This window comes from Bacillus sp. FSL K6-2944, assembly GCF_038005385.1.
GTDB lineage: Bacteria > Bacillota > Bacilli > Bacillales > Bacillaceae_G > Bacillus_A > Bacillus_A cereus.
The window spans coordinates 2,130,286-2,156,295 of sequence record NZ_JBBOTE010000001.1 but is presented as its reverse complement, the minus strand read 5'-3'; the positions used below and the strand labels follow the sequence as shown (position 1 = coordinate 2,156,295).

The window sequence follows — 26,010 nt, the reverse complement described above, 5'->3', positions numbered from 1 at the left end:
GAAAACATTATGAATGGGGTTATACCCTATGATAATAGGAGGCCACTATGGAAAATATAATCTATATTGGGATGGATGTCCACAAGGAAAGTTTTAGCTTATGTGCACTACACGGAACAACTGGGGAAATTGTAAGAGAAGCACGATGTGCTTCAAATGTATCTCTCGTAAAAAAATTCGTTGAGAAACTGAAAACAAAATATGGTGAAGATATAAAAATTAAAGCTGGATATGAGGCTGGTTGTTTAGGGTATTCACTTCATAATCTTCTTGAACAAAATGGAATTGATTGTGATATTTTAGCTCCCACAACAATGTACAGTTCATCAAAAAATAAAATGGTTAAAAATGATAAATTCGATGCCAAAATGATTGCTCTTAATTTAGCAAATGGCACCTATAAAGAAGTATATGTTCCAGAAGAAGAGGATGTTGCCGTGAAAGAGTATATCCGCATGTTAGGTGATTTTAAAACATCTTTGAAAAAAATAAAACAACAGATAAAAGCATTCCTTTTAAGGCATGGCTATGTGTATGAAGGGAAATCAAGCTGGACAATCGCTTATATGAAATGGTTAAAGAATCTTGATCTACAAGGATTATTCAAAGAAACGTTAGGCGAATACCTATTACAGTATGATGTTCTAGTCGATAAAATTGAGCGGTTCAGTCTGAGATTAGAAGAATTATCTCATCGTGAAAGGTACGAAGAACCAATCGCAAATTTAAGATGCTTAAAAGGTATAGATACAACATCGGCAATGACTGTTCATGTGGAAATTGCAGACTTCACTCGTTTTCCCACGGCTAAAGCATTTATGGCTTATGTAGGATTGACACCAAGCGAAAGCTCAAGTGGAGAAAAAATCAGTCGACGTTCGATTACAAAACAAGGAAATTCGACCGTTAGGTCTACTCTTGTAGAATGTGCAAATGCGTTGGTAAAAGGAACAATCGGATTAAAATCGAAGCGAGTGAAAGCAAGACAAAAAGGGCAACGAAGCGAAGTGATTGCTTATGCGGATCAGGCTGTAGAAAGGTTACAAAGAAAATATTATCGCATGATATATCAAGGGAAACCTAGAAATGTTGCCGTTACAGCTATCGCAAGAGAACTGGGGTGTTTTATATGGGGATTAGAAACAGGTAAAATTCACCGAAAATAAAGAGGGAAGGATATGAAGTTGATTGATTCATTCATAGTTAGAAACCAAAGGTATCAATTGATGGCATAGATGAGCTTCAGAGATAGTGAATTACAGGTCTGGCTATCTATGACTCACCTCTTCTGGCATGGCTGAAATTCTGATAAACAAGCTATTTATTAGAATTTGAAAAGGTGTGATCCACGCAGTGAGATTATAAGAGCCTAACGACGAACCATTAACCTGAGGTAACCAATCCACGAATAACAGAGTGGTTAACTGTCGATAGATCTTATTTCTGAAGCTTTTGTATGCCATCAAGAAAAATATTATGGGTGAAAAACTATTGACAAAGGTCACTTCATAACAGGTGTTTAATGAGAAAGGTGAAAAAATTTATACGAAGGAAATGGAAGGGACAAATGTAACGATTGTAAAAGATACTATTCCACTAAAAGAAGGATATAAAATTAATATCTATCATGATGAAATAAAAAAACGATTAACTAGTAAAGCTACTATTATTAATCCTATGAATAAAACGAATGAATTTATAATGACAAAATGGGGACTGAAAAATACTTATTTAAAAAATAATCCAGAAGAAAATCTTATGAAAAGAATTGATGAAGAAATGGAAGAAATTATAAGTAATCCGGTTTTAAAAGAGATACCAATGCAAAAATTAGAAATGAAAAAGAATGTGTGGATGGCGATAAATATGTTATCAGAACCACAAAAAATAACGTATATAAATAAATATAAAGATAGCTTATATAATGAGTAATTTTTGAGGAATGAAATGAATCTAAAAGTAAAGACGCAATCTATCTATATTATGAGGAATCACAATTCATAAACAGTAGATAAACATAGATAGTTTGAAATATCTATGTTTCCAATTTTGAAAAAACATTTATTTAACTTAATAATAAGATTATAAATGAGTAAGAATATGAATAATTTCGTAAAGGTAGGTTTAACTACAGGAGTGGTGTTATCGGCGATTATGCCCTATGGAGGAGTACATGCGGAAACAGAAGATTTAAAAGTGGAAACAAAGGAAGATACGTTCCGAACAGGTAATTTAACAGCACCTTCTCAAAATTCGGCAGAAAATGTAGCAAAGGATGCACTAAAAGGAAAAACAGAACAAGCATTATCATCAAAGCAAGTTAATACGGAATCCAAAGTTAATTATAATGTTACGCAAAGTCGTAAATCTTATGATGGTACTACAATGGTACGTCTTCAACAAACGTATGAAGGACGTGATGTATACGGATATCAACTAACAGCACATATTAATGATGATGGTGTACTTACGAGCGTTTCAGGGGATAGTGCCCAAGATCTACAACAACAGGAAGATTTGAAACAACCTATTACTTTATCAGAAGAGGATGCAAAAAAACAGCTTTTCAACATCTATGGAAATAATCTCACATTTATTGAAGAACCAGAAATTAAACAAGTGGTATATGTAGATGAAAATACAAATAAAGCTACAAACGCATATCAAATTACTTTTAGTGCATCTACACCTGAATATGTATCTGGTACAGTATTAATTGATGCTTTTGGTGGTAATCTATTAAAAGAACTCGTTCAAAAATTGGGTATACAAGTAGATAGTAGTATTGTCCAATCTACGCCAGCAAATAAATCACAAGATTCTTCAAGATTAACAGGTACAGGAAAAGATGACTTAGGTATTAATCGTACGTTTGGAATTACGCAGCGAAGTGATGGAACGTACATGCTTGCAGATTATTCTCGTGGTAAGGGAATTGAAACATATACTGCTAATTATAAAGATTATAATAATTATAGAAGAAATGTATGGGGTTATCTCGATGATTTAGTAACAAGTAATTCTACAAATTTTACTGATCCTAAAGCAGTTAGTGCTCATTATTTAGCAACGAAAGTATATGATTTTTATCAAGAAAAATATGGCCGTAACAGCTTTGATAATAACGGACAAAAAGTAATTTCTGTCGTTCATGGTTGGAACACAAATGGTACGAATAAAGGAAATCCTAAGCAGTGGTTTAATGCATTTAGTAATGGAGCTATGCTAGTATACGGAGATCCAATTGTTAGAGCATTTGATGTGGCAGGACATGAATTTACACACGCGGTTACAAGAAATGAGTCTGGACTTGAGTATGCAGGAGAAGCTGGTGCAATTAATGAGGCTCTATCTGATATTTTAGGAGTAGCAGTTGAAAAGTATGCTAATAACGGAAAGTTCAATTGGACAATGGGAGAACAATCAGGTCGTATTTTTAGAGATATGAAAAACCCATCATCTATCTCTTCTAGATATCCGGAGGACTATAGACATTATAATAACTTACCTATTGATGCTGACCACGATCATGGTGGTGTACACACGAACTCTAGCATTATTAATAAAGTAGCTTACTTGATTGCTAGTGGTGGAAACCATAATGGAGTAAACGTACATGGCATTGGAGAAGATAAAATGTTTGATATTTTCTATTATGCAAATACGGATGAATTAAATATGACTTCTAACTTTAAAGAATTAAAAGAAGCTTGTATTCGTGTAGCAACGAACTTATATGGTAAAGACTCATTAGAAGTACAAGCTGTCCAACAAGCCTTTAAAGCAGCTTATATTTAATAATATTGCGATGAATTATAAACCCTTTTATTTTAATATAGTGATTAATTTGTGTGTATAGGCAAAAATCTTGTAGAATTTTTCTGCAAGGTTTTTTTAGAATTTTATTTTACAAATGTGTTATATGGTTTTTAGTTAATTAGGATAAAAATAATCCTATAACTGTATGTAAGAATGTGTGATTTTACAACCTTTTCTATGATAAAAAAAGATACTACTTTAGCAAATATAAAGAGTTAGAAATTATAGTTTATAGGGCACTTTTTTGTTCCTATGGAACTTTAAAGTGCGTAATTTTCTTTATCGTTAATATATATCATAATGGTATTTATTAGTTGGTTTTAGCTTTACTCTGCTGTTGATGTGATTTTTTAACATGACAATGATTAGAATCAGAATTATCGAGTAGATCTAAATGATGATAATTTCGATTTTTAATTCCGTACAGAGTCCAATAGCTACATAATTTTCGTTTATACTCTTTCGAAAAAAGGGTGGATCTGCTTATTTTCTGTTAAAGATAAGAGAAGTGAACCACAATATAAACGTAATTATTTATTCCAACGTAAGTCAATCATGTAGCACATGAATTTGGAGGAATCTATATGCATATGCAATTAAAAGGAAAAACAGCACTGGTTACTGGATCTACGGCAGGGATTGGAAAAGCAATTGCCACTTCATTAGTAGCGGAAGGAGCTACTGTACTTATTAATGGACGCCGTGAAGAAAATGTTAATCAAACGATAAACGAAATTCGAGCGCAGTATCCGGATGCTATTCTTCAACCTGTAGTAGCTGATTTAGGAACAGAACAAGGGTGCCAAAATGTGATTGAAAAGTACCCTGAAGTAGACATTCTTATTAACAACTTAGGAATTTTTGAACCTGTAGAATATTTTGATATCCCTGATGAAGATTGGTTTAAATTGTTTGAAGTCAATATTATGAGTGGTGTTCGACTTACTCGCTCGTACTTGAAAAAAATGATTGAAAGAAAAGAAGGAAGAGTCATCTTTATTGCTAGCGAAGCAGCTATTATGCCATCTCAAGAAATGGCTCACTATAGTGCGACTAAAACGATGCAACTCTCACTTTCTCGCAGTTTAGCTGAGCTGACGACAGGAACGAATGTGACTGTTAATACTATAATGCCTGGTTCGACTTTAACGGAAGGAGTGGAGACTATGTTAAATAGTCTTTATCCTAATGAGCAATTGACAATAGAAGAAGCTGAGAAGCGATTTATGAAAGAGAATCGACCAACCTCTATTATTCAAAGACTTATTCGACCAGAAGAAATTGCCAATCTTGTCACGTTCTTAAGCAGCCCACTTTCTTCAGCAATTAATGGTTCCGCGTTGCGAATAGACGGGGGATTAGTACGTAGTGTGTTTTAAAAAATTAAAAACAACATAATATTCTGTTGAAGGTAAAGATGGTAAGGCAAATGAGTTGTATTTTATCTATTAATGGAAATATATAAAAAGCAAATTGCGACATGCAAACAGCCGAATTTTCTACTATAAGAAAAATTCGGCTGTTCTTTTTTTACTTGTTGTAAAGGATGGAAAGCTTTTAAGATTGTGGCACGCCTCTTAAGACAAAGATAAGGCGAAGCAATCCCGCTGTTATTTGTATTATTTAGTGAAAGTTACCAAACGTTTTTCAACACTATTTTCCCAATTGCTTTATTTGACTCCAAATATTCATGTGCTTGTGCAACTTCATCAAACGTAAAAAGTTTAGAATCTAGCAATGGTCGAAGGTGTCCTTCTTCTACTATTTGCGTTAGTTTAGTTAAAATTTCCCCGCAAGCGTCACGTTTATCTGTATGTAATATTTTTAACGCCATAAAAGTAACGTGCAGAGAGAGTCCTTTTGCGTGTAAAGGAGAGAGGTCATGGGTTGAACGAGCTGCAATTGTTACGACAGTTCCGTTGACCGCAGCAGCTTCAAAAGAATGATCAAGATTCTTGCCGCCTACTGTATCAAATATAACTTCAAATCCGTTTCCGTTCGTATGTTTTTGTACATATTCTTGAACAGATTCTTCTTTATAATTAATAGCTATGTCGGCTCCTAGACGATGGGCGATGTCTATTTTGCTTTGCTGAGAAGCGGTTGTAAAAACTTTAGCGCCTGCCCATTTAGCTAGTTGAATGGCTACGTGTCCTACGCCACCAGTAGCTCCATGAATGAGAATATTTTGACCAGGTTTAATATTTGCACGATCAAATAAAGATTCCCAAGCTGTAATTGCAACTAATGGTAGAGCAGCAGCTGCTTCCATTGTTAAATTTTTAGGTTTGTGAGCAATTAATCGTGCATCAGCAAGCATAAATTCTGCAAGTGCACCTCCAGTTTCTTTAAAACCTCCGGCACATCCGTATACTTCATCCCCACATTTAAATTTCGAAACACCTTCTCCTACTTCAATAACAATACCAGCTACATCGCCGTGTAATATAGCTGGAAACTCAGGAGCGACTGCTGAAACGGCACCACTACGCATTTTTGTATCGATTGGATTTACACTTGTTGCTTTTACATCGATTAGAACATGACCTGGTAAAAGTTTTGGTTTTGAAACTTCTTCTAATTGAAATACAGATGAACCCCCAAAAGAATGGATAATTTGTGCTTTCATAGTTTATACCTCCTGTTTGTGGTTATAGCATAGCAAAGTACGAAAAATAAGTATAATATTTTGAATTTGGTTAGTAACAATTTTATATAAAGAAAGGGAAAGTACGTGAAATAATGAAACGTATTTGCAAAAGCAACAGTAAAGCTTTTTGAAGAAAGGGTAGATGTTATTTTTGCAGCATGATTTATTATTACTCACTTAGTATAGGTACTTTAAAGTGCCTACATCACTTTAAAGTACGTACTGTTATTCATGTTATGGCCGATTTATAATAACACTCGTAGCACAAAGAAAGTTATAACGATTACAATCGGCAACAATGTGGTGTTGCAGTGTTGCTTATAAATTTTGAGAAGAAATATGAAAAGTATAGGTTTATATGAATGAGGGAAAGTGAGTGAAACACATGGAAAAGTTTGCGAACCATTTTGGATATAATCGTATGTTTGCGAAAGATCAACTTACGTTAGGAGTTCACATTCCGATTGAAAATTATCAGTTTCATGCTCCAACGATGGAAAAACAAGTAGAGTTAGTACAAAAAGCGGAACAATACGGTTTTACAGGTGTATGGCTTCGCGATGTATTGCTGCAAGACCCTGATTTTGGTGATCCTGCAACAGGTCAAATTTACGATATGATGATTTATTTGACGTATTTAGCAAGCAAGACAGAGAAAATCGCATTTGGAACGTCGGCAACAGTGTTGTCACTTCGTCATCCATTGCGTGTAGCAAAAGAAATTGCTACATTAGATCAACTATTTCCAGAAAGAATTATGCTTGGCGTTTCATCCGGTGACAGACGTGCCGATTTCAAAGCGTTAGGTGTTAGTCATGAAACACGAGGTGAAAAGTTTAGAGAAGCATTTGCTTACTTGGAAGAAATTTTGTATAAAAACTTCCCGTCTATCCAGTCGACACTAGGAGAAGTTCATGGTGCGAATTTAGTTCCAAAACCGTCTAAACGTGTTCCAACCTTTATTACAGGTTTTAGTCAGCAAAATATGGAATGGTTTGCTGAACATGGAGATGGATGGATGTATTATCCACGTAGTCCGGTGCATCAGGCGGGAGCAATTGGACAATGGAGAGAACTAGTAGAGGATTATCATCCAGATGTATTCAAACCATTTATACAACCGATGCATTTAGATTTATCTGAAGATCCAAATGAACGTCCTACACCGATACGTTTAGGTTACCGTACAGGGCGTAAGGCACTAATTGAATTACTTGATATATATAAAAGTATTGGTGTGAATCATTTATTCCTTGCTCTATTTGATGGTCAACGTCCAGCTGACGAAGTATTGGATGAGCTAGGAGAAGAAGTGCTACCGCATTTCCCAGCCTTGTAAAGGAGTGAAAAGAATGAAAGCAATAGGACTTATGCAATATGGAGATAAAAGTGTACTACAAGAGATTGAAATGCAGACACCGCTATTGGAAGACAACGATGTACTGATTGAAGTATATGCAGCTGGTGTAAATCCTGTGGATTGGAAAATACGTGAGGGTTTACTTCAAGACGTAATTTCTTATGACTTCCCGCTCGTTTTAGGATGGGATGTTGCAGGTGTAGTTGCTGCTATAGGAAAAAACGTAACAGTATGTAAAGTGGGGGATGAAGTATATAGTCGTCCAGATATTGAACGAAATGGTACGTATGCAGAGTACGTGGCAGTAGATGAGAAGTATGTAGCGAAAAAACCGAGAAATCTATCTTTTGAGGAAGCGGCATCAATCCCTCTAGTAGGTTTGACAAGTTGGCAAAGTTTAGTGAAATTCGCTAATGTTCAAAAGGGTAATAAGGTTTTAATTCATGCTGGATCTGGCGGGATAGGTACGTTTGCTATTCAACTAGCGAAAAGTTTCGGTGCACATGTTGCAACTACGATTAGTACGAAAAACATGCAATTTGTAAAGGATCTAGGCGCTGATACTGTCGTCGATTACAAAACGGAAGACTTTTCTTTGCTTTTGCATAATTACAATATTGTATTTGATGTGTTAGGTGGGGATGTACTAAAGAATAGTTATAAAGTACTTGCACCAAATGGAAAGTTAGCGTCTATTTATGGTCCGAAAGGTATGAAAATTCCGCAAACCGAGATATCAAGAGAGAAAAATATTGAGAGTGACCATATATTTACTGAACCTAACGGATATGAACTTTCTCTTATTACAGAATTAATTGAGAGCGGGAAGATTAAACCTGTTGTCACGCATGTGTTGCCTTTACATGTAGAAGGTGTAAAAAAAGCACACCACATAAGTGAGTCAGAACGTGCTCTTGGGAAAATTGTATTGAAGAAACATTGGTAAAGTATGAGGTTTTAGAGACAGTATTGTGCTAAGTAGCGAATGAACTTATATATTCTATTCTAGCAATTGTTTTAAAAGGGAGAGAACAAATGGATTCAATGACATTTCTTTTACCCCGCATTAACAGGCAGTAAGACCCCCACCTCAAAATTCAGCGATATCATAGAAGTTAGGTGGGGGCAACTGCCTGTAAAAGCCCGATTGGTTCAACTAATAATCAGTGGGGATGAACAAAATCCCCACTGATTAAAGTTTCACTTTATCCGGAGCGACAGGGGATTTAGCGAAACGCAAAATTTATCCTGCTTTATATAAGCTATTTAGTAATCAAAATATACCACAATCTATTTCGATTATCGGTATCGGCAGAAGGGTAATGTCAGATGTGGAATTTCAAACAAAGGTAGAACAATCCCTTGCTACATTTTCTAGAAGATCTACTGATGATGAATTAGGAGTAGAAGAATTTATTAGCACATTTCGTTATTGTCAATTAAATACAGCGAATATAGAGGACTATCAAGATTTGTTGCGTCTTGTAAAGAGGCGTGAAACAGAATTAAACATTCCTGAAAACCGCATGTTTTACCTATCTGTTATACCAGAAGTATTTGATGTCATTGCTTTAAATATTAAGGAAAGTGGATTGTGGGCTACAAAAGGATTGAACCGTCTTATTATAGAGAAGCCTTTTGGTTATCATGTAACGTCTGCTCGTGAGTTTAATGGAAAAATGATTGAAGATTTTGATGAAACTGACATTTGTTATATCAATCATTATCTTTGAAAATGAATGGTAATTAGGAATACACTTAGAAAAGCATTACGAAATAAATAGTATGTAATGCAAGACATTTTTATTGACGATAATAATTTATATGGTTAATATACTAGACATAAGATTATTTAATTACTAAAAGTAATCGGATATACATTTGTTTGTTGGGTTCGATAAATAAGTAATCTGTGGTAGAAGTGCTTTGAATTGCCACTATTAATATTGGGGACAATTAGAAAGCGAAAGGTATAAAAGGAATTGGAATTTGATAACTCTTTGTTTTTTTATAAAAACAGGGGCTTCTGTACAATTCATTTTTAAAATATTGACAAGGATTATACAACAAGAGGGGGACTGAAATTGGAATCAATGACCTTTGTTTTATTTGGAGCGACAGGGGACTTAGCGAAACGCAAAATTTACCCCGCACTATATAACTTATATAGAGATCAAAAGCTTCCAAAGCAAATATCCGTTATCGGGCTTGGAAGACGTCAAGTATCTCACGAAGATTTTCAAGAAAGAATAAAAGAATCAATAGAGACGTTTTCTCGTCAGAGGGAAGAAGGTACTCCGGAACTGGAAGGTTTTTTAGATAATTTTCGCTATTGTCCATTAGATGTCAGTAAGCCGGAAGACTATGAGAGATTATTACAAGTCGTTCGTGAAAGGGAAGAAGAACTACATATAAAAGGTAATAGAATGTTCTATCTTTCAGTTGCTCCTGAATTTTTCGAGACGATTGCTTTAAATATTAAGGAAAGCGGACTTGATAAAACAGATGGATGGAAACGCCTGATGATTGAGAAACCGTTTGGGCACGACCTTGCATCTGCTCGTGAGCTGAATGATAAGCTTAGTCGCACGTTTGAAGAAGACGAGATATACCGTATTGATCATTATTTAGGTAAACCGATGATTCAAAACCTTGAAGCGCTAGAATTTGCAAATCCTGTTCTCCAGTCGATTTGGAATAAAGAACATATAGCGAATGTACAAATCACAGCTAGTGAAACAGTTGGGGTTGAAGAAAGGGCAGGATATTATGACCAGGCAGGAGCCATTCGAGATATGGTTCAAAATCATATGTTACAAATATTAATGATGACTGCTATGAATCTGCCGGAAAAGGTTAATGCATGTGAAATTCGAGAGGAAAAGCGAAAGGTAATGGAGACGCTTCGTAAAGTGAAAAAAGAAGACGTTCAAAACCATATCGTTCGCGGTCAATACGTTTCAGGAGAAATAAAAGGCGGACAAGTTGTAGCGTATAAAGAGGAGCCAGGAGTAAATCCTTCTTCTAACATAGACACATTTGTTGCTGCTCGCCTGTGGATCGATAATCCATTTTGGACTGGCGTTCCATTTTATATACGAACAGGAAAACGAATGAAAGAAAAGTCTACTCGTATTGTAATCGAATTTAAAAATACGTTAAAACAGCAATATCAAGATAGTAATCCAAATGCAGCACCTAACTTATTAATAATTGAAATTAGTCCAGGTGAGAACGTTTCATTACAGTTAAATAGTAAAAATCCATTGAAAAATGGAGAAATTGAACCGATGCGTATTAACTTTACTTGTGAGCAAGCGGATGTGGGAGTACCTGAAGCGTATGAAAGACTCATTCATGATGCGGTGAGTGGAGACGCTACATTCTTTGCACATTGGAGAGAAGTTGAATTGTCATGGGAATGGGTACAACCAATTCTTGAAGCATTCGAGGAGAACGTATTACCACTTCATGAATATGAGTCTGGTTCATATGGTCCAGATGCGTCTAATGAATTATTGCAAGAAAGTGGATTTAAATGGTGGTTAGATCAAGAGACGGAAAAATAAGTACTTTCTTTCATGAAAGCATGTAGGGGGACGATTACTATGACACAAAACATAAATCAATTAGCAGTGAATACAATTCGTACATTATCAATTGATGCTATTAATGCGGCAAATTCAGGTCATCCAGGTCTTCCGATGGGAGCAGCACCGATGGCTTATGCATTATGGGCGAATCATTTAAATCACAATCCTAATCATCCGAAATGGTTTAACCGTGATCGATTCGTTTTATCAGCGGGACACGGATCGAGCCTACTGTATAGCTTACTTCATTTAGCTGGATATGACGTTTCAATTGATGACTTGAAAAACTTCAGAAAGTTAAATAGTAAAACACCAGGACATCCTGAGTTTGGTCATACTCCTGGAGTTGAAGCGACGACAGGCCCGTTAGGACAAGGGATTGCTAATGCTGTCGGAATGGCAATGGCAGAAGCGCATTTAGCAGCGAAGTTCAATAAGGATGGTCACTCTATTATAGATCACAATACGTACGCTTTAGTCGGAGATGGTGACTTAATGGAGGGTGTCGCTTATGAAGCGATGTCAATGGCAGGACATATGAAACTTGGCAAGTTAATTGTACTGTATGATTCAAATGAAATTTCACTTGATGGTGAATTAGGCATTGCTTTCTCTGAAGATATTCAGAAAAGGGCAGAATCTGTACATTGGCAATATGTAAGAGTTGAAGATGGAAACGATGTCGATGCTATTACAAAAGCTATTCAATCAGCGAAAGAAAATACGGATCAACCTACTCTTATAGAAATTAGAACCATTATAGGTTATGGAAGTCCAAAAGTTGCTGGAACGAACAAAGCACATGGTAATCCGCTTGGAGTAGAAGAAGCGACAGCGACAAAACAAGTGTATGGTTGGCACTATGAGGAAGACTTCTTTGTGCCTGAAGAAGTAACAGCTCATTTTAATGAACTGAAACAAAAAGGTATTGAAAAAGAAAATGACTGGAATGAGCAGTTCAACTCATACAGAGAGTCGAACCCTGCACTAGCAGATGAATTAGAAAAAGCGATTACAGGTGATGTTTTAATTGAAGTGAAAGACATTCTATCTTTTGATACTGAAAAAACGATTTCCACTCGTGTTGCAAGTGGGGAAGCTATTAATCATTATGTGAAATCGATTCCTTCTATTTTCGGTGGAAGTGCGGATCTTTCTCATTCTACGATGACAGATATAAAAGGTGAAGCAGTATATGCAGTAGAATCATATGCTGGACGAAATATATACTTCGGTGTACGTGAACATGCAATGGGCGCGGCAGCGAATGGACTGGCTCTCCACGGAGGAGTAAAACCTTTCGTAAGTACATTCTTTGTATTTAATGATTACCTTCGTCCATCGATTCGACTGGCTGCACTGCAAAATTTACCTGTTACTTACGTATTTACACATGATTCGATTGCTGTAGGAGAAGATGGTCCAACGCATGAACCAATTGAACAATTGGCAGCGCTTCGAGCAATTCCTGGTTTAACAGTTATCCGTCCGTCAGATGCAAATGAAACAGCAAGTGCTTGGGCGTATGCTTTACAGCAAACGGATGGTCCAGTCGTTTTAGTACTGAGCCGTCAAAATTTACCGGTGTTTAATGAAACGAAAGCGAACATAGAGAATCTCTCTAAAGGAGCTTACGTATTAACACAAACAAATGAAAATCCGGATGTAATTTTAATTGCGACAGGTTCTGAAGTATCCTTAGCTGCTAGTGCGAAAGCAAAATTAGAAGAAGAACAAGTTTCTGTTCGCATCGTTGCAATGCCGAGCTGGGAGTTATTCGATCGCCAATCGAACGAATATAAAGAATCCGTTCTTCCGTCTTCTATAACGAAACGAGTATCTCTTGAGATGGGTGTATCTCTCGGGTGGGAACGTTATGTAGGACAAGAAGGAAAAGTACTATCAATTGAAACATTTGGAGCTTCAGGAACTGGAACTGAAGTCATGAATCTATTTGGATTTACGACAGAAAATGTTGTTCAAATTACAAAAAATGTGTTGAATTCTTAAGCTATGACTGTGAATACCTTTCTGTACATACTAACATTTCAGTGCTGAAAGGTATTCCAGATTGTAGTGATATGAATTTTTAATAAAAGATAATTTGAGGAGGAATTATATTATGCAAGTAGGATTAATTGGGTTAGGTAAAATGGGATTAAATTTAGGGAAAAATTTAATGGATCATAAACATGAAGTAGCAGCATTTGATTTAAATGCAAGTGCAGTGGAAGAAATGAAAGAGTACGGGGCTACAGGTACATCTAGTTTAAGTGAACTTGTTCAGTCATTACAAACACCAAGAATTCTTTGGGTAATGGTACCACACGCTGTTGTTGATTCTGTTATTGATGAGGTTACACCACTTTTATCAAAAGGAGATATTTTAATTGAAGCAGGTAATTCACATTATAAAGAGTCTATCCGCCGATATGAACAATTAAAGAAAGATGGCATTCACTTTATGGATGCAGGAACTTCTGGCGGAATGGAAGGCGCTCGTAATGGTGCTTGTTACATGATTGGAGGAGATCAAGAAGCTTGGGACATCGTTGAACCTATCTTCCGCGATACTTCTGTAGAAAATGGATTCTTATATGCTGGAAAAGCTGGTAGTGGTCACTTCTTAAAAATGGTTCATAACGGAATTGAATACGGTATGATGGCTGCTATTGGTGAAGGATTTGAGATTCTAGAGAAAAGTGAATTTGACTACGATTATGAAAAAGTATCAAGAGTATGGAACAACGGTTCAGTCATTCGTTCTTGGTTAATGGAATTAACAGAAAATGCATTTTCTAAAGATGCAAAACTGGATGAAATTAAGGGTGTTATGCATTCTTCTGGTGAAGGAAAATGGACAGTAGAAACAGCATTAGACCTTCAAACAGCAACTCCTGTTATCGCAATGTCTCTATTAATGCGCTACCGCTCATTAGACAATGATACATTTACAGGAAAAGTTGTAGCAGCTCTGCGTAATGAATTTGGCGGACATGCAGTAGAAAAGAAATAAAGTGAAACTTTAATAAGTAGGGGCTTTATTCCACATCAATCGGGCTTTTACGGGATAAGCATATTAAACATGTAACTCATCAACGTTTAAAAACTGGAGGGAATTGATCATGAAATTTTTTATTGATACTGCAAATCTTGAGGACATAAAAAAAGCATATAAACTTGGAGTTTTAGCTGGTGTTACAACGAATCCTTCTTTAGTAGCAAAAGAGGGCGTTAAGTTTGAAGACCGTATCGCAGAAATTTGTCAGGCAGTACCTAAAGTTGAGTCTGTTTCGGCAGAAGTAACGCCAGATGCTGTTACAGCTGAAGAAATGATTGCTCAAGCAGAAGAATTAATTAAAATTAACGGTGGCGATAAAAACGTCACGATAAAACTTCCAATGACGCTAGCAGGATTAGAAGCTTGTCGCTATCTTACTGAAAAAGGTGTGAAAACGAACGTTACACTTATTTTCACTGTGAACCAAGCACTTTTAGCTGCTCGAGCAGGTGCAACGTACGTTTCTCCATTTTTAGGACGTTTAGATGATATTTCTGAAGATGGTGTACTATTAGTTGCTAAAATTGCTGAATTATTCGATGTTCATCAATTAGATACACAAATTATTGCGGCTTCTGTCAGACATCCAGATCATGTAACTCGTGTAGCGATGGCAGGTGCTCACATTGCAACAATCCCTTATAAAGTAATCGAGCAACTTGCTATGCACCCATTAACAGACCAAGGTATTGAGAAATTTGCTGCGGATTGGGCGAAAGCTCCTAAATTATAATGCATGAAAGTGAAGGTGCTTTCCGAAAATTGCTTTTCATGAGAGGACAAATCCTAAGTAACTTCATCGTTTAAACTGGATCCTGATTTTGTAGTCTTACTACGTGAAAAAAGCAGAGATGAAAGTGTCATTCACTTTTAAAAAAGGAAAAATTGATCGCGCGAAGCGTTTATCACAATAACATTATAATTATGAAAGAGAAATCCCCTTATTAGAGAGATGAGTTATAGTGTATCTCTAATAAGGGAGATTCTTTTTATATAAATCATTATGATGTAAAGATGCTTTTAAACGTATAGCAATATGAAAAGGTATCTTTTACTCAAGTAAGAACTATATAGGTTCTTTTAATTATATAGTATTTATGAAAGGGTTTACATAAAGGGGGGTTGAGTATGAATATGTACCTTTTAATTATTACATTATTATCAATTGTAATTGTTATTTTAGGGGTATCGTGGTGGAGATGGCATGCGTTTATTAGTTTAACGATTGCAAGTTTGTTTTTAGCAATTATGTCTGGAATGCCAATGGATAAAATAGTAAGTGCTTATGAAACGGGAGTTGGAAGTGTTCTCGGGCATTTAGTAGGTATTTTAGTATTAGGTACAATTTTAGGGAAAATGATGGCAGAGTCAGGTGCTGGAATGCAGGTGGCAGAGTTCTTTATAAAATCCTTTGGGATAAAAAACTTACCATGGGCTATGTTAATTGCAGGTTTTATTATTGGAATCCCGGTGTTTTTTGAAGTAGGTATTTTAATATTACTACCGTTAGTAATTTCAATTCATAAAACAACGAAACAAAATATTTTATTGATAGCATTACCAGCAATTGCTGGGCTATCTGTCGTACACGGCCTTGTTCCTCCGCATCCAGGGGCAATTGTAGCAATTGGTATTTATAAAGCGAATCTTGGGAAGGTACTAATGTATTCACTCATTATTACATTTTTTGCAGCGATTATTGCAGGTCCTATATTTGCGAAATGGATTCACAAACGTGTAATTCCTGAAAATGAGCCAGAATTGATTCGTGTAAATACAAAATCAACGAAATTACCAGGAATAGGAGTTTCATTTTTAGTTATATTGTTACCTGTTATGTTAATGGTTTTAGCTGCAGCAGCTCCTTATGTGCCTCTTTCTAATACTTTGATGAAGATTGTCACATTAATCGGTAGTCCTATCATTGCACTATTGATTGCATGTTTTGCGGCGTTCTATTTTCTTGGATTTCGTCAAGGTATCGATAAAAAAGCTATTAAGAAGATAACAGAAGATAGCTTATTACCAATCGGTTCAATTGTTGCGATTATTGGTGCCGGCGGGGGATTTAAGCAAATTCTTATCGATAGTGGTGTAGGCAATGCTATTGCTCAAATGTCTGAGCATTTAGCTCTATCCCCAATTGTATTAGCATTTATAGTAGCAGGATTAATTCGAATTGCAACAGGGTCAGCTACAGTCGCTTTAACAACAGCAGCGGGTATCGTTTCGCCAATCGTTGAAAATACAACAGGTGTGAACTTAGAGTTACTCGTTATTGCAACAGGTGCAGGAGCATTAATGTTTTCACACGTAAACGATGCTGGTTTTTGGATGGTAAAAGAATACCTAGGTTTAACAGTGAAAGAAACATTTAAAACATGGACAGTATTAGAAACGTTACTTTCATTTATCGCTTTTGGAGGAGTTTTACTACTCGATATGTTTGTTTAAGATAAAGATGTTTCTATTTAGATAATTGTGGCATACAACGTTATCAATAGACAAAAGGAATGTATTTTTATGGTGGGATACTGTAACAATTTTTTGTTAGGAGGAAGAAATGGTGAGCTCAAAATATATGGTTGGTGTAGACATTGGGACAACTAGTACAAAATCAGTTCTATTTTCTACTGATGGATCTGTTATTGCTAGTCATGGAATTGAATATCCTTTATATTCTCCTACGCCTGAAACAGCGGAACAAGACCCAGAAGAAATTTTTCGTGCAGTAATACATACGATTAAAGAAACTGTACGATCAAGTAGTGTACAGCCAAGTGATATTCTTTGTGTCTCTTTTAGTTCGGCAATGCATAGTATCATTGCCGTAGATGAAAAGGGAGAGCCGTTAACGAGATGTATCACTTGGGCAGATAATAGAAGTGCAAGCTGGGCGGAGAAAATAAAGAATGATATGAATGGTCATGAAATTTACCTTCGTACTGGGACACCAATCCATCCGATGTCACCACTTTCGAAATTAGTTTGGTTACAGAATGAGCAGGCAGAGTTATTCGCAAAAAGTTATAAATTCATTTCTATTAAAGAATATGTTTTTTACAAGTTATATAAAGAGTATGTAATTGATTATTCTATAGCGTCAGCAACAGGGATGTTTAATTTGAAATCTTTAAAATGGGATGAAGAGGCTTTACATGTTGCGGGAATTACAGATGAAAAGCTTTCTAAACTTGTTCCAACAACGCACAGTTTAACAGGATTAGATGAAGAGCTTGCCAAAGAGATGAATGTACTTGTTTCTACGCCTTTTGTAGTAGGAGCGAGTGATGGAGTACTATCTAATTTAGGTGTAAATGCAATAGATCCTGGCGTTGTGGCTGTTACAATTGGTACAAGCGGTGCGATACGTGCTGTAACAAATCGTCCTGTAACAGATCCAAAAGGTAGAATTTTTTGTTATGCGTTAACTGAAGACCATTGGGTAATCGGTGGACCAGTTAAGAATGGCGGTATGATTTTCAGATGGGCTCGTGACCAATTGGGTACTTCAGAGATTGAGCTTGCAAAGCGTTTAGGGAAAGATCCATATGAAGTACTTACTGAAATAGCAGCAAAAGTGAATCCTGGATCTGACGGTTTATTGTTTCACCCGTATTTAGCAGGGGAAAGAGCTCCTTTATGGAATGCAAATGCACGAGGATCTTTCTTTGGACTCGGATTGCATCATAAGAAAGAACATCTTATCCGTGCTGTTTTAGAAGGAGTAATTTATAATTTATATACGGTTCTTCTCGCTTTAAAAGAGTTAATTGGCGAACCGAAAAAAATTCAAGCGACAGGCGGCTTTGCAAGGTCGGAACTTTGGAGACAGATGATGGCGGACATCTTCCATCAAGACGTATATGTTCCGGAAAGTTTCGAAAGCTCTTGCTTAGGAGCTGCAATCCTCGGTTTATATAGTTTAGGTGAAGTAGATACGTTGCATGTAGTTTCTGAAATGGTAGGTGCAGATTTCCATCATGAGCCAAACATGGAAAGTGTGGAAAAATATAAAGATTTAACGCCAATCTATATCCGTCTGTCCCGTCAATTGGAAGAAGAATATGAAAGTATAGCAGCGTATCAAAAAAAGTGGGTTTAAAAGCTATTTACCAAGAAAATATGGTAACGTATAAAGAGGTACTCCGATTTTTTAGGATACTCTTTCAACATAAAATATTTTAAGAAGCATGATGAACGAAAAATATAGGGAGAGAGGGTTATGAAAATGAAGGATAACAAAGAGTTTATTGGATATGTTGGAACTTACACGAAAGAAAATAGCGAAGGAATATATAAATTTACGCTAGATGTAGAAGCAAAAAAAATTAGTAATGTAACACTTGCCGCTAAGCTGGATAACCCTACATATGTAACGATTAACCGAAATAATGAATATCTCTATTCCGTTGTTAAGGAAGGCGAATCTGGCGGTGTAGCTGCGTATTCCATTGATAGTCATACTGGAGAACTAAAAGCGAAAAATAGACAAGTAGTAGAAGGTGCTTCTCCTTGTCATATTAGTGTTGATAGTGGAAATCATACAGTAGTTACAGCGAATTACCATAAAGGAACGATTGAGTCTTTTGAAATAAATGAAGAAAATGGAACTGTAAATCCTGCTTCATCTATTATGGCACATGAAGGTTCAGGTCCGAATAAAGAAAGACAAGAAAAACCACATGCACATTACGCGGGGTACACTCCTGATGAAAAATATGTAGTGGGCGTTGATTTAGGGATAGATAAAATAATTACGTATGAAGTAAAAGATAGTACATTAACAGAAGTGAATCGTTTATCTGTAAATCCAGGAAGTGGTCCAAGACATATTACTTTTCATCCGAATGGAAAGTATGCATATGTGATGACGGAGCTTAGTTCAGAGGTTATTGTGTTAACCTATAATCCTGCAGAAGGATCCTTTACAGAATTACAGTATATTTCTACTGTTCCAGAAGAGTTTGATGAAAATAATCAAGGAAGTGCGATTCATATTTCTTCTGACGGCCGTTTTGTATATGCAGGTAATCGTGGTCATAATAGTATCGCTGTTTATAGAGTAGATCAAAATTCAGGTCAGCTTACATTTGTTGAACACACATCTACAGAAGGAAATTGGCCAAGAGACTTTGTATTAGATCCTACTGAAAAGTTCCTTGTTGCTACAAATGAAAAGTCACATAATCTTGTGTTATTTTCAAGAGATGAATCTACAGGTAAGTTAACACTTTTACAATCTGATGTTGCTGTGCCAGAGCCTGTTTGTGTGAAGTTTTTAAATATATAATTTCAGATGCCTAAACAAAAGCAAAGCGATATCGCTTTGCTTTTTATTGTTTCTTTTTCGGCCTACGTACTAATTCGCCGCCGCAGTTTGGACAAACGTTATGTCTTTCTTCTGTACATGGTGCGCAAAATGTACATTCATATACACAAATGTATGCTTCAGAATTTTGTTCGAGCGATTGATCGCAAATTTGACAGTTTGTTTTCATTTCTAGTGCCATAATAAGTCTCCTTTTTAGTTAGAAAATTTATAATTTAATTATAATTCATTAAATAGAAATAGTCCTTTTCAATTGAAAGGAAATCGAATGATAAAGTTATGAATTGAAACGAAAGATGCTGGTTTATTTTAAAATTGATTATTTATTACAGTTGGAATATTATGAAATAGTCAAAAGACAACAGGGGGTATAGATTTTGACTAATCATAACGATCATTTAAAAGCAAACTGCGAAAAATGCTTCGGTCTATGTTGCGTTGCATTACCGTTTGCAGCATCGGTAGATTTTGCAGTGAATAAAGATGGTGGTAAACCATGTTCCAACTTACAATCAGATTTTAAATGTAGTATACATAAAAATCTTAGAGGAAAAGGTTATAAAGGTTGTACAGTATTTGAATGTTTCGGTGCTGGGCAGAAGATTTCTCAGGGTACGTTTAAAGGGATTGATTGGAGGGAAGATGCAAAGCATGCAAGAAAAATGTACGATGCTTTTCCGGTTATGCATCAACTTCATGAAATGCTTTGGTATTTGAATGAAGCGATTCTTTTAAAGGCAACACAGCCAATTCATAAAGAGCTGGAGACCGCAATTGAGGAGACAGAGCGACTTTCGAATTTAAATCCAGATGAGTTAATGAAAATAAATGTTCCAATGCATAGGGCAGAGGTGAACATTCTTCTTTTAGAAACGAGCGAATTAGTATGGAAGGAAATGAATACTTCGCGTAAGAAACGAATCATTCACCGCGGAGCAGACCTTATGGGAGCGAATCTGAAAAAGAAAAATTTACAAGGTGCAAATTTAAGAGGAGCTTACTTAATTGCGGCTAACTTAAATGGTGCAGATTTAAGAGGAGCAGATCTCATCGGAGCAGATTTGCGAGATGCAGATATTCGCGGGGCTGATTTTACTAATAGTATTTTTCTGACGCAAGTTCAAGTTAATGCTGCTAGAGGGGACAAACATACGAAATTACCGAAATTATTGTCTCGTCCATCGCATTGGAGTGCGTAAAGAGTGAGGAGTGTTTAGTGTGGATATATTTCAGTATTTAGAAGAGATGCAAGAGGATGTCTTTTCGTTAGCAGTAGAGCAAATAGAAGCGAAGTATTATGATATTTGTTGCATGTTGGCGTCTACAGAATGTGCAGAGCGAATTAAAGTAATTGATTTAGAGTCATATAAGGAAAGTATTCGAGTAGGTTTGGATGCAACTGTAGAAAGGGCTACTAATGAAGAAGAAAAAGCGATTTATTTTGAGTATGACCTTGATAACGAATGGGATAGTCAGTTCTATATTTGTGAGGAGTATTTTCTAATGGAAGAAGAGGATGACGATTGGGCATCTGAATGGACATATAATATTGAGGGGCCGGGGTCTGTAGAATTAGCAGATATGTATACTGAAAATGGCTTTGACACAAGTGAAAAAGCAGTCGGTATAACTTTATATTTAATTGCTAAAACGCTGTGTAGTTTTATAAGTGTACGTAGTGAAGTGCAAAGTAATATACCGATTTGTATTGGTTTTCACGACCAAGATCCAATAATGCGAACGGGCAGAGACTAAGAATCTCTGCCTACTTTTTATTTCTTTTCAAAAGTAGTAATGAAAACGCTACATATAATGAGAATACCACCAATGAAAAAGTTACTATTTAATGTCTCATTTAATAAGAGCCAGCCAAGTAATGATCCAACGATAGGTTGGAAGAAGAAAAATAAGGAACCGATGCTTGCATCCATTAAGTCTAATCCTTTATTCCAAAGGAAAAAGGCACCTGCTGTTGAGACGATTCCTAAGTATAATACGCCTAATATGACGTACGTATTTACTGTTCCGATAGAGGATGTTTGTAGTTCCCATATCATAAAAGGTGTAATAAAAAAGAGTGAAAAGAATATGGCATACGTTGTAATAACTAAAGATGAAAATCGAGCTGAAGCGGTTTTTACATAAATAGATAGTAAAGCCCACGTAATAGCGGCTCCAACTAAAATGATTGTTCCGATAAAATAAGAGCCGATTTCAATGTCCCATCCGATTACGATAATGACACCGATTGTCGCTATTATAGTAGATAAAAGTCTACGAGCAGTTAGTTTCTCTTTCAAAATGAGCGCTGCAAATATAACCATAAATGCAGGTGTAGCTGATGTAACTAACGAGCCTGTATGAGCGTCGGATAATTTTGTTCCGATAAATTGGCATGTGATCGAAATGAAATAGCCGATAAATCCAATCCAAGCGAATAGGAGCCAATCTTTTTTGCGAATGGTTACTTTTTTCTTTTGCTTTTTCTCAGCTAGTTTCAAAATGCCATATAAAACAACAAAAGCGATAATAAAGCGTAGCCAAACGAGTGTTAGTGGTGGAATGAAATCGAGTACGTATTTGCTAACAACATACATACCGCCCCATATACTTGCTGCTAGTGATAAGTATATAGCTCCTAAAATTGTTTGTTTCATTTGAAATACCTCCGTCTATTTTTAGGGTAATATGTGCTCCCTAAGACGAGGCATAGTGTATGTGCTAAATGAATGCCCGTCTTAGTTTATAGACGGCCTACAGGTTGATCGTTTTCGAATGAAGTGTTGTAGTACATGAGTGCATTCCTCCTCTTTAAGTTATAATGATATTATAACTTAATTTTCTGATTATTGGAGGTTGTTATGAAATATATCGTTATAAAATCACATGTTAGCAATTATCCTAATCCAATTCGCTTAGAAGAGGGGGATGTAGTGAAAATGATAGAGAGTTACGCTGGTCCGGAAAACTGGGAAAACTGGATGTTTTGTCACGAAGAGAAGTATAACCGGAAAGGATGGGTTCCGGAGCAAATTATAAGAAAAGATATGAATGGAACAGGAATTATTATAAAACAATATACTGCGAAAGAATTAAATGTGAGTATTGGAGAAAGATTGATCGGATTAGAAGAATTGAATGGATGGGTTTGGTGCGAAGGAAGAGATGGTGAGAAGGGCTGGGTACCAAAGGAAAACTTACAAAAATATTAATAATAATATTTGATCAATAATTAGGAAACATATTTTTGCTTATGAGTATATTGGTTGTAGGATAAAAAGTAGATTAATAGAGAAAGAGGAGGAGATTATTATAACTACAACCGTTATTTCACATTTTTACAATGAAGAGTATTTATTGCCATGGTGGCTTATGCATCATACGAAACTTTTTGATCATGGTATTTTAATTAATAAAGGTTCAACAGATCGTTCCGTTGAGATTTGTAAAAAATTCGCACCGCATTGGGAGGTGCGAGATTCTGTAAATCCAGAGTTTGATGCATATGCGACAGATCATGAAGTGATGAGGATAGAACAAGAAGTACAAGGATGGAAAATGATTTTAAATACGACTGAGTTTCTTTGCGTGCAAGATAAAAATCAGTTTTGGAAATCGCTACATGAATTGGGGGGGAGGATGTATTGGCTGGACGGGCTTATTATGGTTGATGATCCTAACTACAACTATCCGGACCTTAACTTTGGAATACCTTTAATGAAACAGCGATTTCATGGTTATTTACCAGAAGATTGGCCGTTATGGAGAAGAGGTAGATTTATTCATAATCATGAGCATGGAAGTTATACGGTTGGAAGACATTTATCTGCGCATGAATCGATGATTTATCCACCTCTTGCCTGTATATTATGGTTTGGGTTTAGTCCGTGGAACGATGCGATGAGAAAGAGAAAGTTACAAATTGGTCCGACTCTTTCTGAAGCTAGTAAGCATGGGGGAATGGGGACGCAACATATTGTTACGTCGGAAAGATTAGAAGAATGGTATAAGGAATTAGCGAGAGGAACGAAGGATTTACGTTTTAATGATGCATATCGTTATGTTTTTGTATAAATGATTTCCACCATAAAATTGTTTCTTCAATTCCTGTATTTAGATCGTATGTTGGTTTCCAGTTTACTTCAGTTTTTAAACGTTCTACATTAACCCCGACAAATAAAGGTTCATCTTTAGAGAAAGGGATTGCACCTAGTTTAATTAAATGTTCTTTTCCTATCTTTTTAGCAATGATAGAAGCTAACTTTTTAATTTGTACAGATTGACCAGAAGCGATATTGATGGTGCCTGTAACGCTGTGTTCTAATATTGTTACGAGAGCGTCAGCGACGTCACTCACATGGAGGAAATCTCTCGATTGTTTTCCATGTGTACATAGTGCCTCCTCGTTTTTTAATAAGGAAGTGATAATGTTAGAAACGAGCCGATTACCTTGTTCGTGAGGTCCATACATATGAAAAATGCGGCCCCAACACATGCTGAGGCCTGTTTGTTGTGCATACGTTTCTAGCCAGGAGTGCAGTGCATTTTTACATAAAGAATACGGGGTTTTATAGGAAAGGAGCGGTGAATCTTCAAATAATACGCCGTTAAACCATTCGTACTCTGCGCCAGTACCTGCAACGACAACACGCTTTCCACCGCATGTTGTGAAGTGTTGAATCAATGAAATACTAGACTTTAGCCAATAGTAATTATTAATAGATACATAGCATGCTGGTGGCACTGCTTCCCAAGCAAGGTGAATGAGATGGCTAGGCTGAACATCCGAAATGAATTGTTTTACTTCGTCATCGCGAAGCAAGTTTACTTTATGCCAATGGCAAGGGAGGTGAGAGGGGTTATTTTTATTATACGTGGCGTGCACTTCATATTCCTTTTGTATAAGTGAATGTACAACATATTTACCTATCCAGCCACTACCACCTGTTACAACAACTTTCTTCATGGCTCGATCACCTCAATTTCTGGAACCGTCACTAAAAATTTACCGCCCCATTCACGAATGAAAGAGCATTCTTTCATAATTTCGTCTTTCAAATTCCAAGGAAGTATAAGAATGTAATCCGGTTTTGTACGTTTAATTTCTGCTGGAGATTTTATTGGAATACGAGTTCCTGGTAAAAGGAGATGTTGTTTGTGAGGATTTTTATCTACTGTATAAGCTAGAAATTCTTTACCTATCCCGCAATAATTCAAAAGGGTGTTTCCTTTAGCTGGAGCACCGTAACCGATAATTTGTTTGTTTAAAGCTTTCGCTTCAATAAAAAACTTTAAAATATTTATTTTCAATTGTTCGATGCGTTTAGAAAAAAGGAGATAGCAATCTAAAGTATCTAACCCGTGGTCGACTTCTTTTTGAATTAATTTTGTAACATTGGAATGGATAGTTGATTGGGCATTTAGATGGTTTACAAAAATCCGTAAGGAACCACCATGCGTTGAAAGTTCTTCTACATCAACAATTTGTAAATGATGATAACTTAAAACTTTTTGAAGGCTTATAAGTGAGAAGTAGGAAAAGTGCTCATGGTAGATAGTATCGAACTGTTTAAAGGATATGAGGTTTAATAAGTGTGGGAATTCAATTGTTATCGTGCCATCTTGTTTTAATAACGTTTTTAAACCGGCAACAAAATCATGCAAGTTTGGAACATGTGCTAATACGTTATTTGCGACGATTAAATCAGCTTGTGGCAATTTTTTTGCTAAGTCATTACTGAAAAAATTCACATGAGTAGGAATTCCTTTTTTGATAGCAATTTCTGCTACGTTTTTCGCGGGTTCAATTCCCAATGTCTCGATATTTTCTTTTTTAAAGTATTGTAATAAGTACCCATCGTTACTTGCGATTTCAATCACTTTTGAATGTTTCGTTAAGTTGAAACGCTTAATCGCCATTTCTACATATTGTTTAGCGTGTAGTAGCCAACTTGAGGAGTAAGAGCTGAAGTATAAATAGTTATGAAAAATATTTTGTGGGGATTCAAATTCATCTAGCTGTACGAGTAAACAAGAGTTACAAACAAATGTGTGCAGCGGATAAAAAGGTTCCATTTTATATGAGCTTTCAGGAGCTACAAATGAATTAGCAAGAGGGGAAACGCCCAAATCTAAAAAAGTGTTGGTTAGTAATGAGTGGCAAAAACGGCATTTGTTCTGTTCCATTTTATAGCC

General features: G+C 36.1%; 21 protein-coding genes and 2 pseudogenes. 18 read left to right on the top strand and 5 right to left on the bottom strand.

Annotation, left to right across the window (positions count from 1 at the left end; genetic code table 11):
• Nucleotides 1-47: 47 nt before the first annotated feature.
• The 4 genes and pseudogenes from MHH55_RS10895 (at nt 48) to MHH55_RS10880 (ending at nt 5,198) form a co-directional block, all read left to right on the top strand.
• On the top strand, nt 48-1,166 hold the full coding sequence (locus MHH55_RS10895) for an IS110 family transposase (RefSeq protein WP_340880263.1): 1,119 nt from the start codon (nt 48-50) through the stop codon (nt 1,164-1,166).
• Between the two features lie 346 nt (nt 1,167-1,512).
• A pseudogene (locus MHH55_RS10890) lies at nt 1,513-1,932 on the top strand (putative mucin/carbohydrate-binding domain-containing protein); the annotation flags it as partial.
• A 168-nt stretch (nt 1,933-2,100) separates the two neighbouring features.
• Nucleotides 2,101-3,798 (top strand): M4 family metallopeptidase, encoded by a 1,698-nt coding sequence (locus MHH55_RS10885; protein ID WP_078186362.1) that lies wholly within the window; start codon nt 2,101-2,103, stop codon nt 3,796-3,798.
• Nucleotides 3,799-4,403: 605 nt separating this feature from the next.
• Nucleotides 4,404-5,198: an SDR family NAD(P)-dependent oxidoreductase gene (locus MHH55_RS10880; protein ID WP_000551092.1), complete on the top strand. Its 795-nt coding sequence runs from the start codon at nt 4,404-4,406 to the stop codon at nt 5,196-5,198.
• Between the two features lie 254 nt (nt 5,199-5,452).
• Here MHH55_RS10880 and MHH55_RS10875 read toward each other — a convergent pair whose 3' ends face one another.
• Entirely contained in the window at nt 5,453-6,448 is a 996-nt protein-coding gene (locus MHH55_RS10875; protein WP_000647269.1) for a zinc-dependent alcohol dehydrogenase family protein, read from the bottom strand.
• A gap of 406 nt (nt 6,449-6,854) precedes the next feature.
• Here MHH55_RS10875 and MHH55_RS10870 point away from each other — a divergent pair, with 406 nt between their 5' ends.
• The 10 genes and pseudogenes from MHH55_RS10870 to MHH55_RS10825 all read left to right on the top strand — a co-directional run bounded on the left by MHH55_RS10870 (nt 6,855) and on the right by MHH55_RS10825 (nt 19,776).
• Nucleotides 6,855-7,808, top strand: a complete 954-nt coding sequence (locus tag MHH55_RS10870) for an LLM class oxidoreductase (RefSeq protein ID WP_002195683.1) — start codon at nt 6,855-6,857, stop codon at nt 7,806-7,808.
• Between the two features lie 13 nt (nt 7,809-7,821).
• Nucleotides 7,822-8,775, top strand: coding sequence for an NADP-dependent oxidoreductase (locus MHH55_RS10865; RefSeq protein ID WP_078186363.1), 954 nt, complete (start codon nt 7,822-7,824; stop codon nt 8,773-8,775).
• 250 nt (nt 8,776-9,025) lie between these two features.
• Nucleotides 9,026-9,562, top strand: a pseudogene (locus MHH55_RS10860) (glucose-6-phosphate dehydrogenase); the annotation flags it as partial.
• Between the two features lie 351 nt (nt 9,563-9,913).
• The gene (gene zwf, locus MHH55_RS10855) at nt 9,914-11,398 is read left to right on the top strand and encodes a glucose-6-phosphate dehydrogenase (RefSeq protein WP_078186364.1); all 1,485 of its coding nucleotides are present in this window, start codon (nt 9,914-9,916) and stop codon (nt 11,396-11,398) included.
• A gap of 39 nt (nt 11,399-11,437) precedes the next feature.
• Nucleotides 11,438-13,432 carry a transketolase gene (tkt, locus tag MHH55_RS10850; protein WP_071739365.1) on the top strand — a complete coding sequence of 665 codons (1,995 nt, stop codon included), beginning with the start codon at nt 11,438-11,440 and terminating at the stop codon, nt 13,430-13,432.
• Between the two features lie 112 nt (nt 13,433-13,544).
• Entirely contained in the window at nt 13,545-14,438 is an 894-nt protein-coding gene (gene gnd, locus MHH55_RS10845) for a phosphogluconate dehydrogenase (NAD(+)-dependent, decarboxylating) (RefSeq protein ID WP_001195914.1), read from the top strand.
• 109 nt (nt 14,439-14,547) lie between these two features.
• Nucleotides 14,548-15,216 (top strand): fructose-6-phosphate aldolase, encoded by a 669-nt coding sequence (fsa, locus tag MHH55_RS10840; protein ID WP_000667692.1) that lies wholly within the window; start codon nt 14,548-14,550, stop codon nt 15,214-15,216.
• A 395-nt stretch (nt 15,217-15,611) separates the two neighbouring features.
• Nucleotides 15,612-16,937, top strand: a complete 1,326-nt coding sequence (gntP, locus tag MHH55_RS10835) for a gluconate permease GntP (RefSeq protein ID WP_001057598.1) — start codon at nt 15,612-15,614, stop codon at nt 16,935-16,937.
• Nucleotides 16,938-17,046: 109 nt separating this feature from the next.
• The gene (gene gntK / locus MHH55_RS10830) at nt 17,047-18,588 is read left to right on the top strand and encodes a gluconokinase (RefSeq protein ID WP_078186365.1); all 1,542 of its coding nucleotides are present in this window, start codon (nt 17,047-17,049) and stop codon (nt 18,586-18,588) included.
• A gap of 120 nt (nt 18,589-18,708) precedes the next feature.
• A complete protein-coding gene (locus MHH55_RS10825) occupies nt 18,709-19,776 on the top strand; it encodes a lactonase family protein (protein WP_078186366.1) in 1,068 nt (355 codons plus the stop codon).
• Between the two features lie 43 nt (nt 19,777-19,819).
• Here MHH55_RS10825 and MHH55_RS10820 read toward each other — a convergent pair whose 3' ends face one another.
• Nucleotides 19,820-19,996, bottom strand: coding sequence for a DUF1272 domain-containing protein (locus MHH55_RS10820; RefSeq protein ID WP_001162793.1), 177 nt, complete (start codon nt 19,994-19,996; stop codon nt 19,820-19,822).
• Between the two features lie 196 nt (nt 19,997-20,192).
• On the opposite strand from MHH55_RS10820, the gene MHH55_RS10815 reads away from it, so the two are divergent.
• Together MHH55_RS10815 and MHH55_RS10810 are read left to right on the top strand one after the other, a co-directional pair.
• Nucleotides 20,193-21,014, top strand: a complete 822-nt coding sequence (locus tag MHH55_RS10815; RefSeq protein ID WP_000181424.1) for a pentapeptide repeat-containing protein — start codon at nt 20,193-20,195, stop codon at nt 21,012-21,014.
• 19 nt (nt 21,015-21,033) lie between these two features.
• Complete coding sequence (locus tag MHH55_RS10810) at nt 21,034-21,570, top strand: hypothetical protein (RefSeq protein WP_078186367.1); 537 nt, start codon at nt 21,034-21,036, stop codon at nt 21,568-21,570.
• A 17-nt stretch (nt 21,571-21,587) separates the two neighbouring features.
• Here MHH55_RS10810 and MHH55_RS10805 read toward each other — a convergent pair whose 3' ends face one another.
• Entirely contained in the window at nt 21,588-22,472 is an 885-nt protein-coding gene (locus MHH55_RS10805) for a DMT family transporter (protein WP_000814763.1), read from the bottom strand.
• 204 nt (nt 22,473-22,676) lie between these two features.
• On the opposite strand from MHH55_RS10805, the gene MHH55_RS10800 reads away from it, so the two are divergent.
• Both MHH55_RS10800 and MHH55_RS10795 read left to right on the top strand, forming a co-directional pair.
• Nucleotides 22,677-23,027 (top strand): SH3 domain-containing protein, encoded by a 351-nt coding sequence (locus MHH55_RS10800; RefSeq protein ID WP_000875289.1) that lies wholly within the window; start codon nt 22,677-22,679, stop codon nt 23,025-23,027.
• A 61-nt stretch (nt 23,028-23,088) separates the two neighbouring features.
• On the top strand, nt 23,089-23,889 hold the full coding sequence (locus MHH55_RS10795; RefSeq protein WP_071739851.1) for a glycosyltransferase family 2 protein: 801 nt from the start codon (nt 23,089-23,091) through the stop codon (nt 23,887-23,889).
• Here MHH55_RS10795 and MHH55_RS10790 read toward each other — a convergent pair.
• Both MHH55_RS10790 and MHH55_RS10785 read right to left on the bottom strand, forming a co-directional pair.
• The gene (locus MHH55_RS10790; RefSeq protein ID WP_071741117.1) at nt 23,858-24,781 is read right to left on the bottom strand and encodes an NAD-dependent epimerase/dehydratase family protein; all 924 of its coding nucleotides are present in this window, start codon (nt 24,779-24,781) and stop codon (nt 23,858-23,860) included. The two genes, MHH55_RS10795 and MHH55_RS10790, sit on opposite strands and share 32 nt — an antisense overlap.
• Nucleotides 24,778-26,001, bottom strand: coding sequence for a class I SAM-dependent methyltransferase (locus tag MHH55_RS10785; protein WP_078186368.1), 1,224 nt, complete (start codon nt 25,999-26,001; stop codon nt 24,778-24,780). The genes MHH55_RS10790 and MHH55_RS10785 overlap by 4 nt, the downstream gene beginning before the upstream one ends.
• Nucleotides 26,002-26,010: the final 9 nt, after the last annotated feature.

What these genes read in the sequence shown, in the direction of transcription:
- MHH55_RS10895 (WP_340880263.1), top strand. Translation starts at nt 48, where the DNA reads ATGGAAAATATAATCTATATTGGGATGGATGTCCACAAGGAAAGTTTT.
- MHH55_RS10885 (WP_078186362.1), top strand. Translation starts at nt 2,101, where the DNA reads ATGAATAATTTCGTAAAGGTAGGTTTAACTACAGGAGTGGTGTTATCG.
- MHH55_RS10880 (WP_000551092.1), top strand. Translation starts at nt 4,404, where the DNA reads ATGCATATGCAATTAAAAGGAAAAACAGCACTGGTTACTGGATCTACG.
- MHH55_RS10875 (WP_000647269.1), bottom strand. Translation starts at nt 6,448, where the DNA reads ATGAAAGCACAAATTATCCATTCTTTTGGGGGTTCATCTGTATTTCAA.
- MHH55_RS10870 (WP_002195683.1), top strand. Translation starts at nt 6,855, where the DNA reads ATGGAAAAGTTTGCGAACCATTTTGGATATAATCGTATGTTTGCGAAA.
- MHH55_RS10865 (WP_078186363.1), top strand. Translation starts at nt 7,822, where the DNA reads ATGAAAGCAATAGGACTTATGCAATATGGAGATAAAAGTGTACTACAA.
- tkt (WP_071739365.1), top strand. Translation starts at nt 11,438, where the DNA reads ATGACACAAAACATAAATCAATTAGCAGTGAATACAATTCGTACATTA.
- gnd (WP_001195914.1), top strand. Translation starts at nt 13,545, where the DNA reads ATGCAAGTAGGATTAATTGGGTTAGGTAAAATGGGATTAAATTTAGGG.
- fsa (WP_000667692.1), top strand. Translation starts at nt 14,548, where the DNA reads ATGAAATTTTTTATTGATACTGCAAATCTTGAGGACATAAAAAAAGCA.
- gntP (WP_001057598.1), top strand. Translation starts at nt 15,612, where the DNA reads ATGAATATGTACCTTTTAATTATTACATTATTATCAATTGTAATTGTT.
- gntK (WP_078186365.1), top strand. Translation starts at nt 17,047, where the DNA reads ATGGTGAGCTCAAAATATATGGTTGGTGTAGACATTGGGACAACTAGT.
- MHH55_RS10825 (WP_078186366.1), top strand. Translation starts at nt 18,709, where the DNA reads ATGAAAATGAAGGATAACAAAGAGTTTATTGGATATGTTGGAACTTAC.
- MHH55_RS10820 (WP_001162793.1), bottom strand. Translation starts at nt 19,996, where the DNA reads ATGGCACTAGAAATGAAAACAAACTGTCAAATTTGCGATCAATCGCTC.
- MHH55_RS10805 (WP_000814763.1), bottom strand. Translation starts at nt 22,472, where the DNA reads ATGAAACAAACAATTTTAGGAGCTATATACTTATCACTAGCAGCAAGT.
- MHH55_RS10800 (WP_000875289.1), top strand. Translation starts at nt 22,677, where the DNA reads ATGAAATATATCGTTATAAAATCACATGTTAGCAATTATCCTAATCCA.
- MHH55_RS10790 (WP_071741117.1), bottom strand. Translation starts at nt 24,781, where the DNA reads ATGAAGAAAGTTGTTGTAACAGGTGGTAGTGGCTGGATAGGTAAATAT.
- MHH55_RS10785 (WP_078186368.1), bottom strand. Translation starts at nt 26,001, where the DNA reads ATGGAACAGAACAAATGCCGTTTTTGCCACTCATTACTAACCAACACT.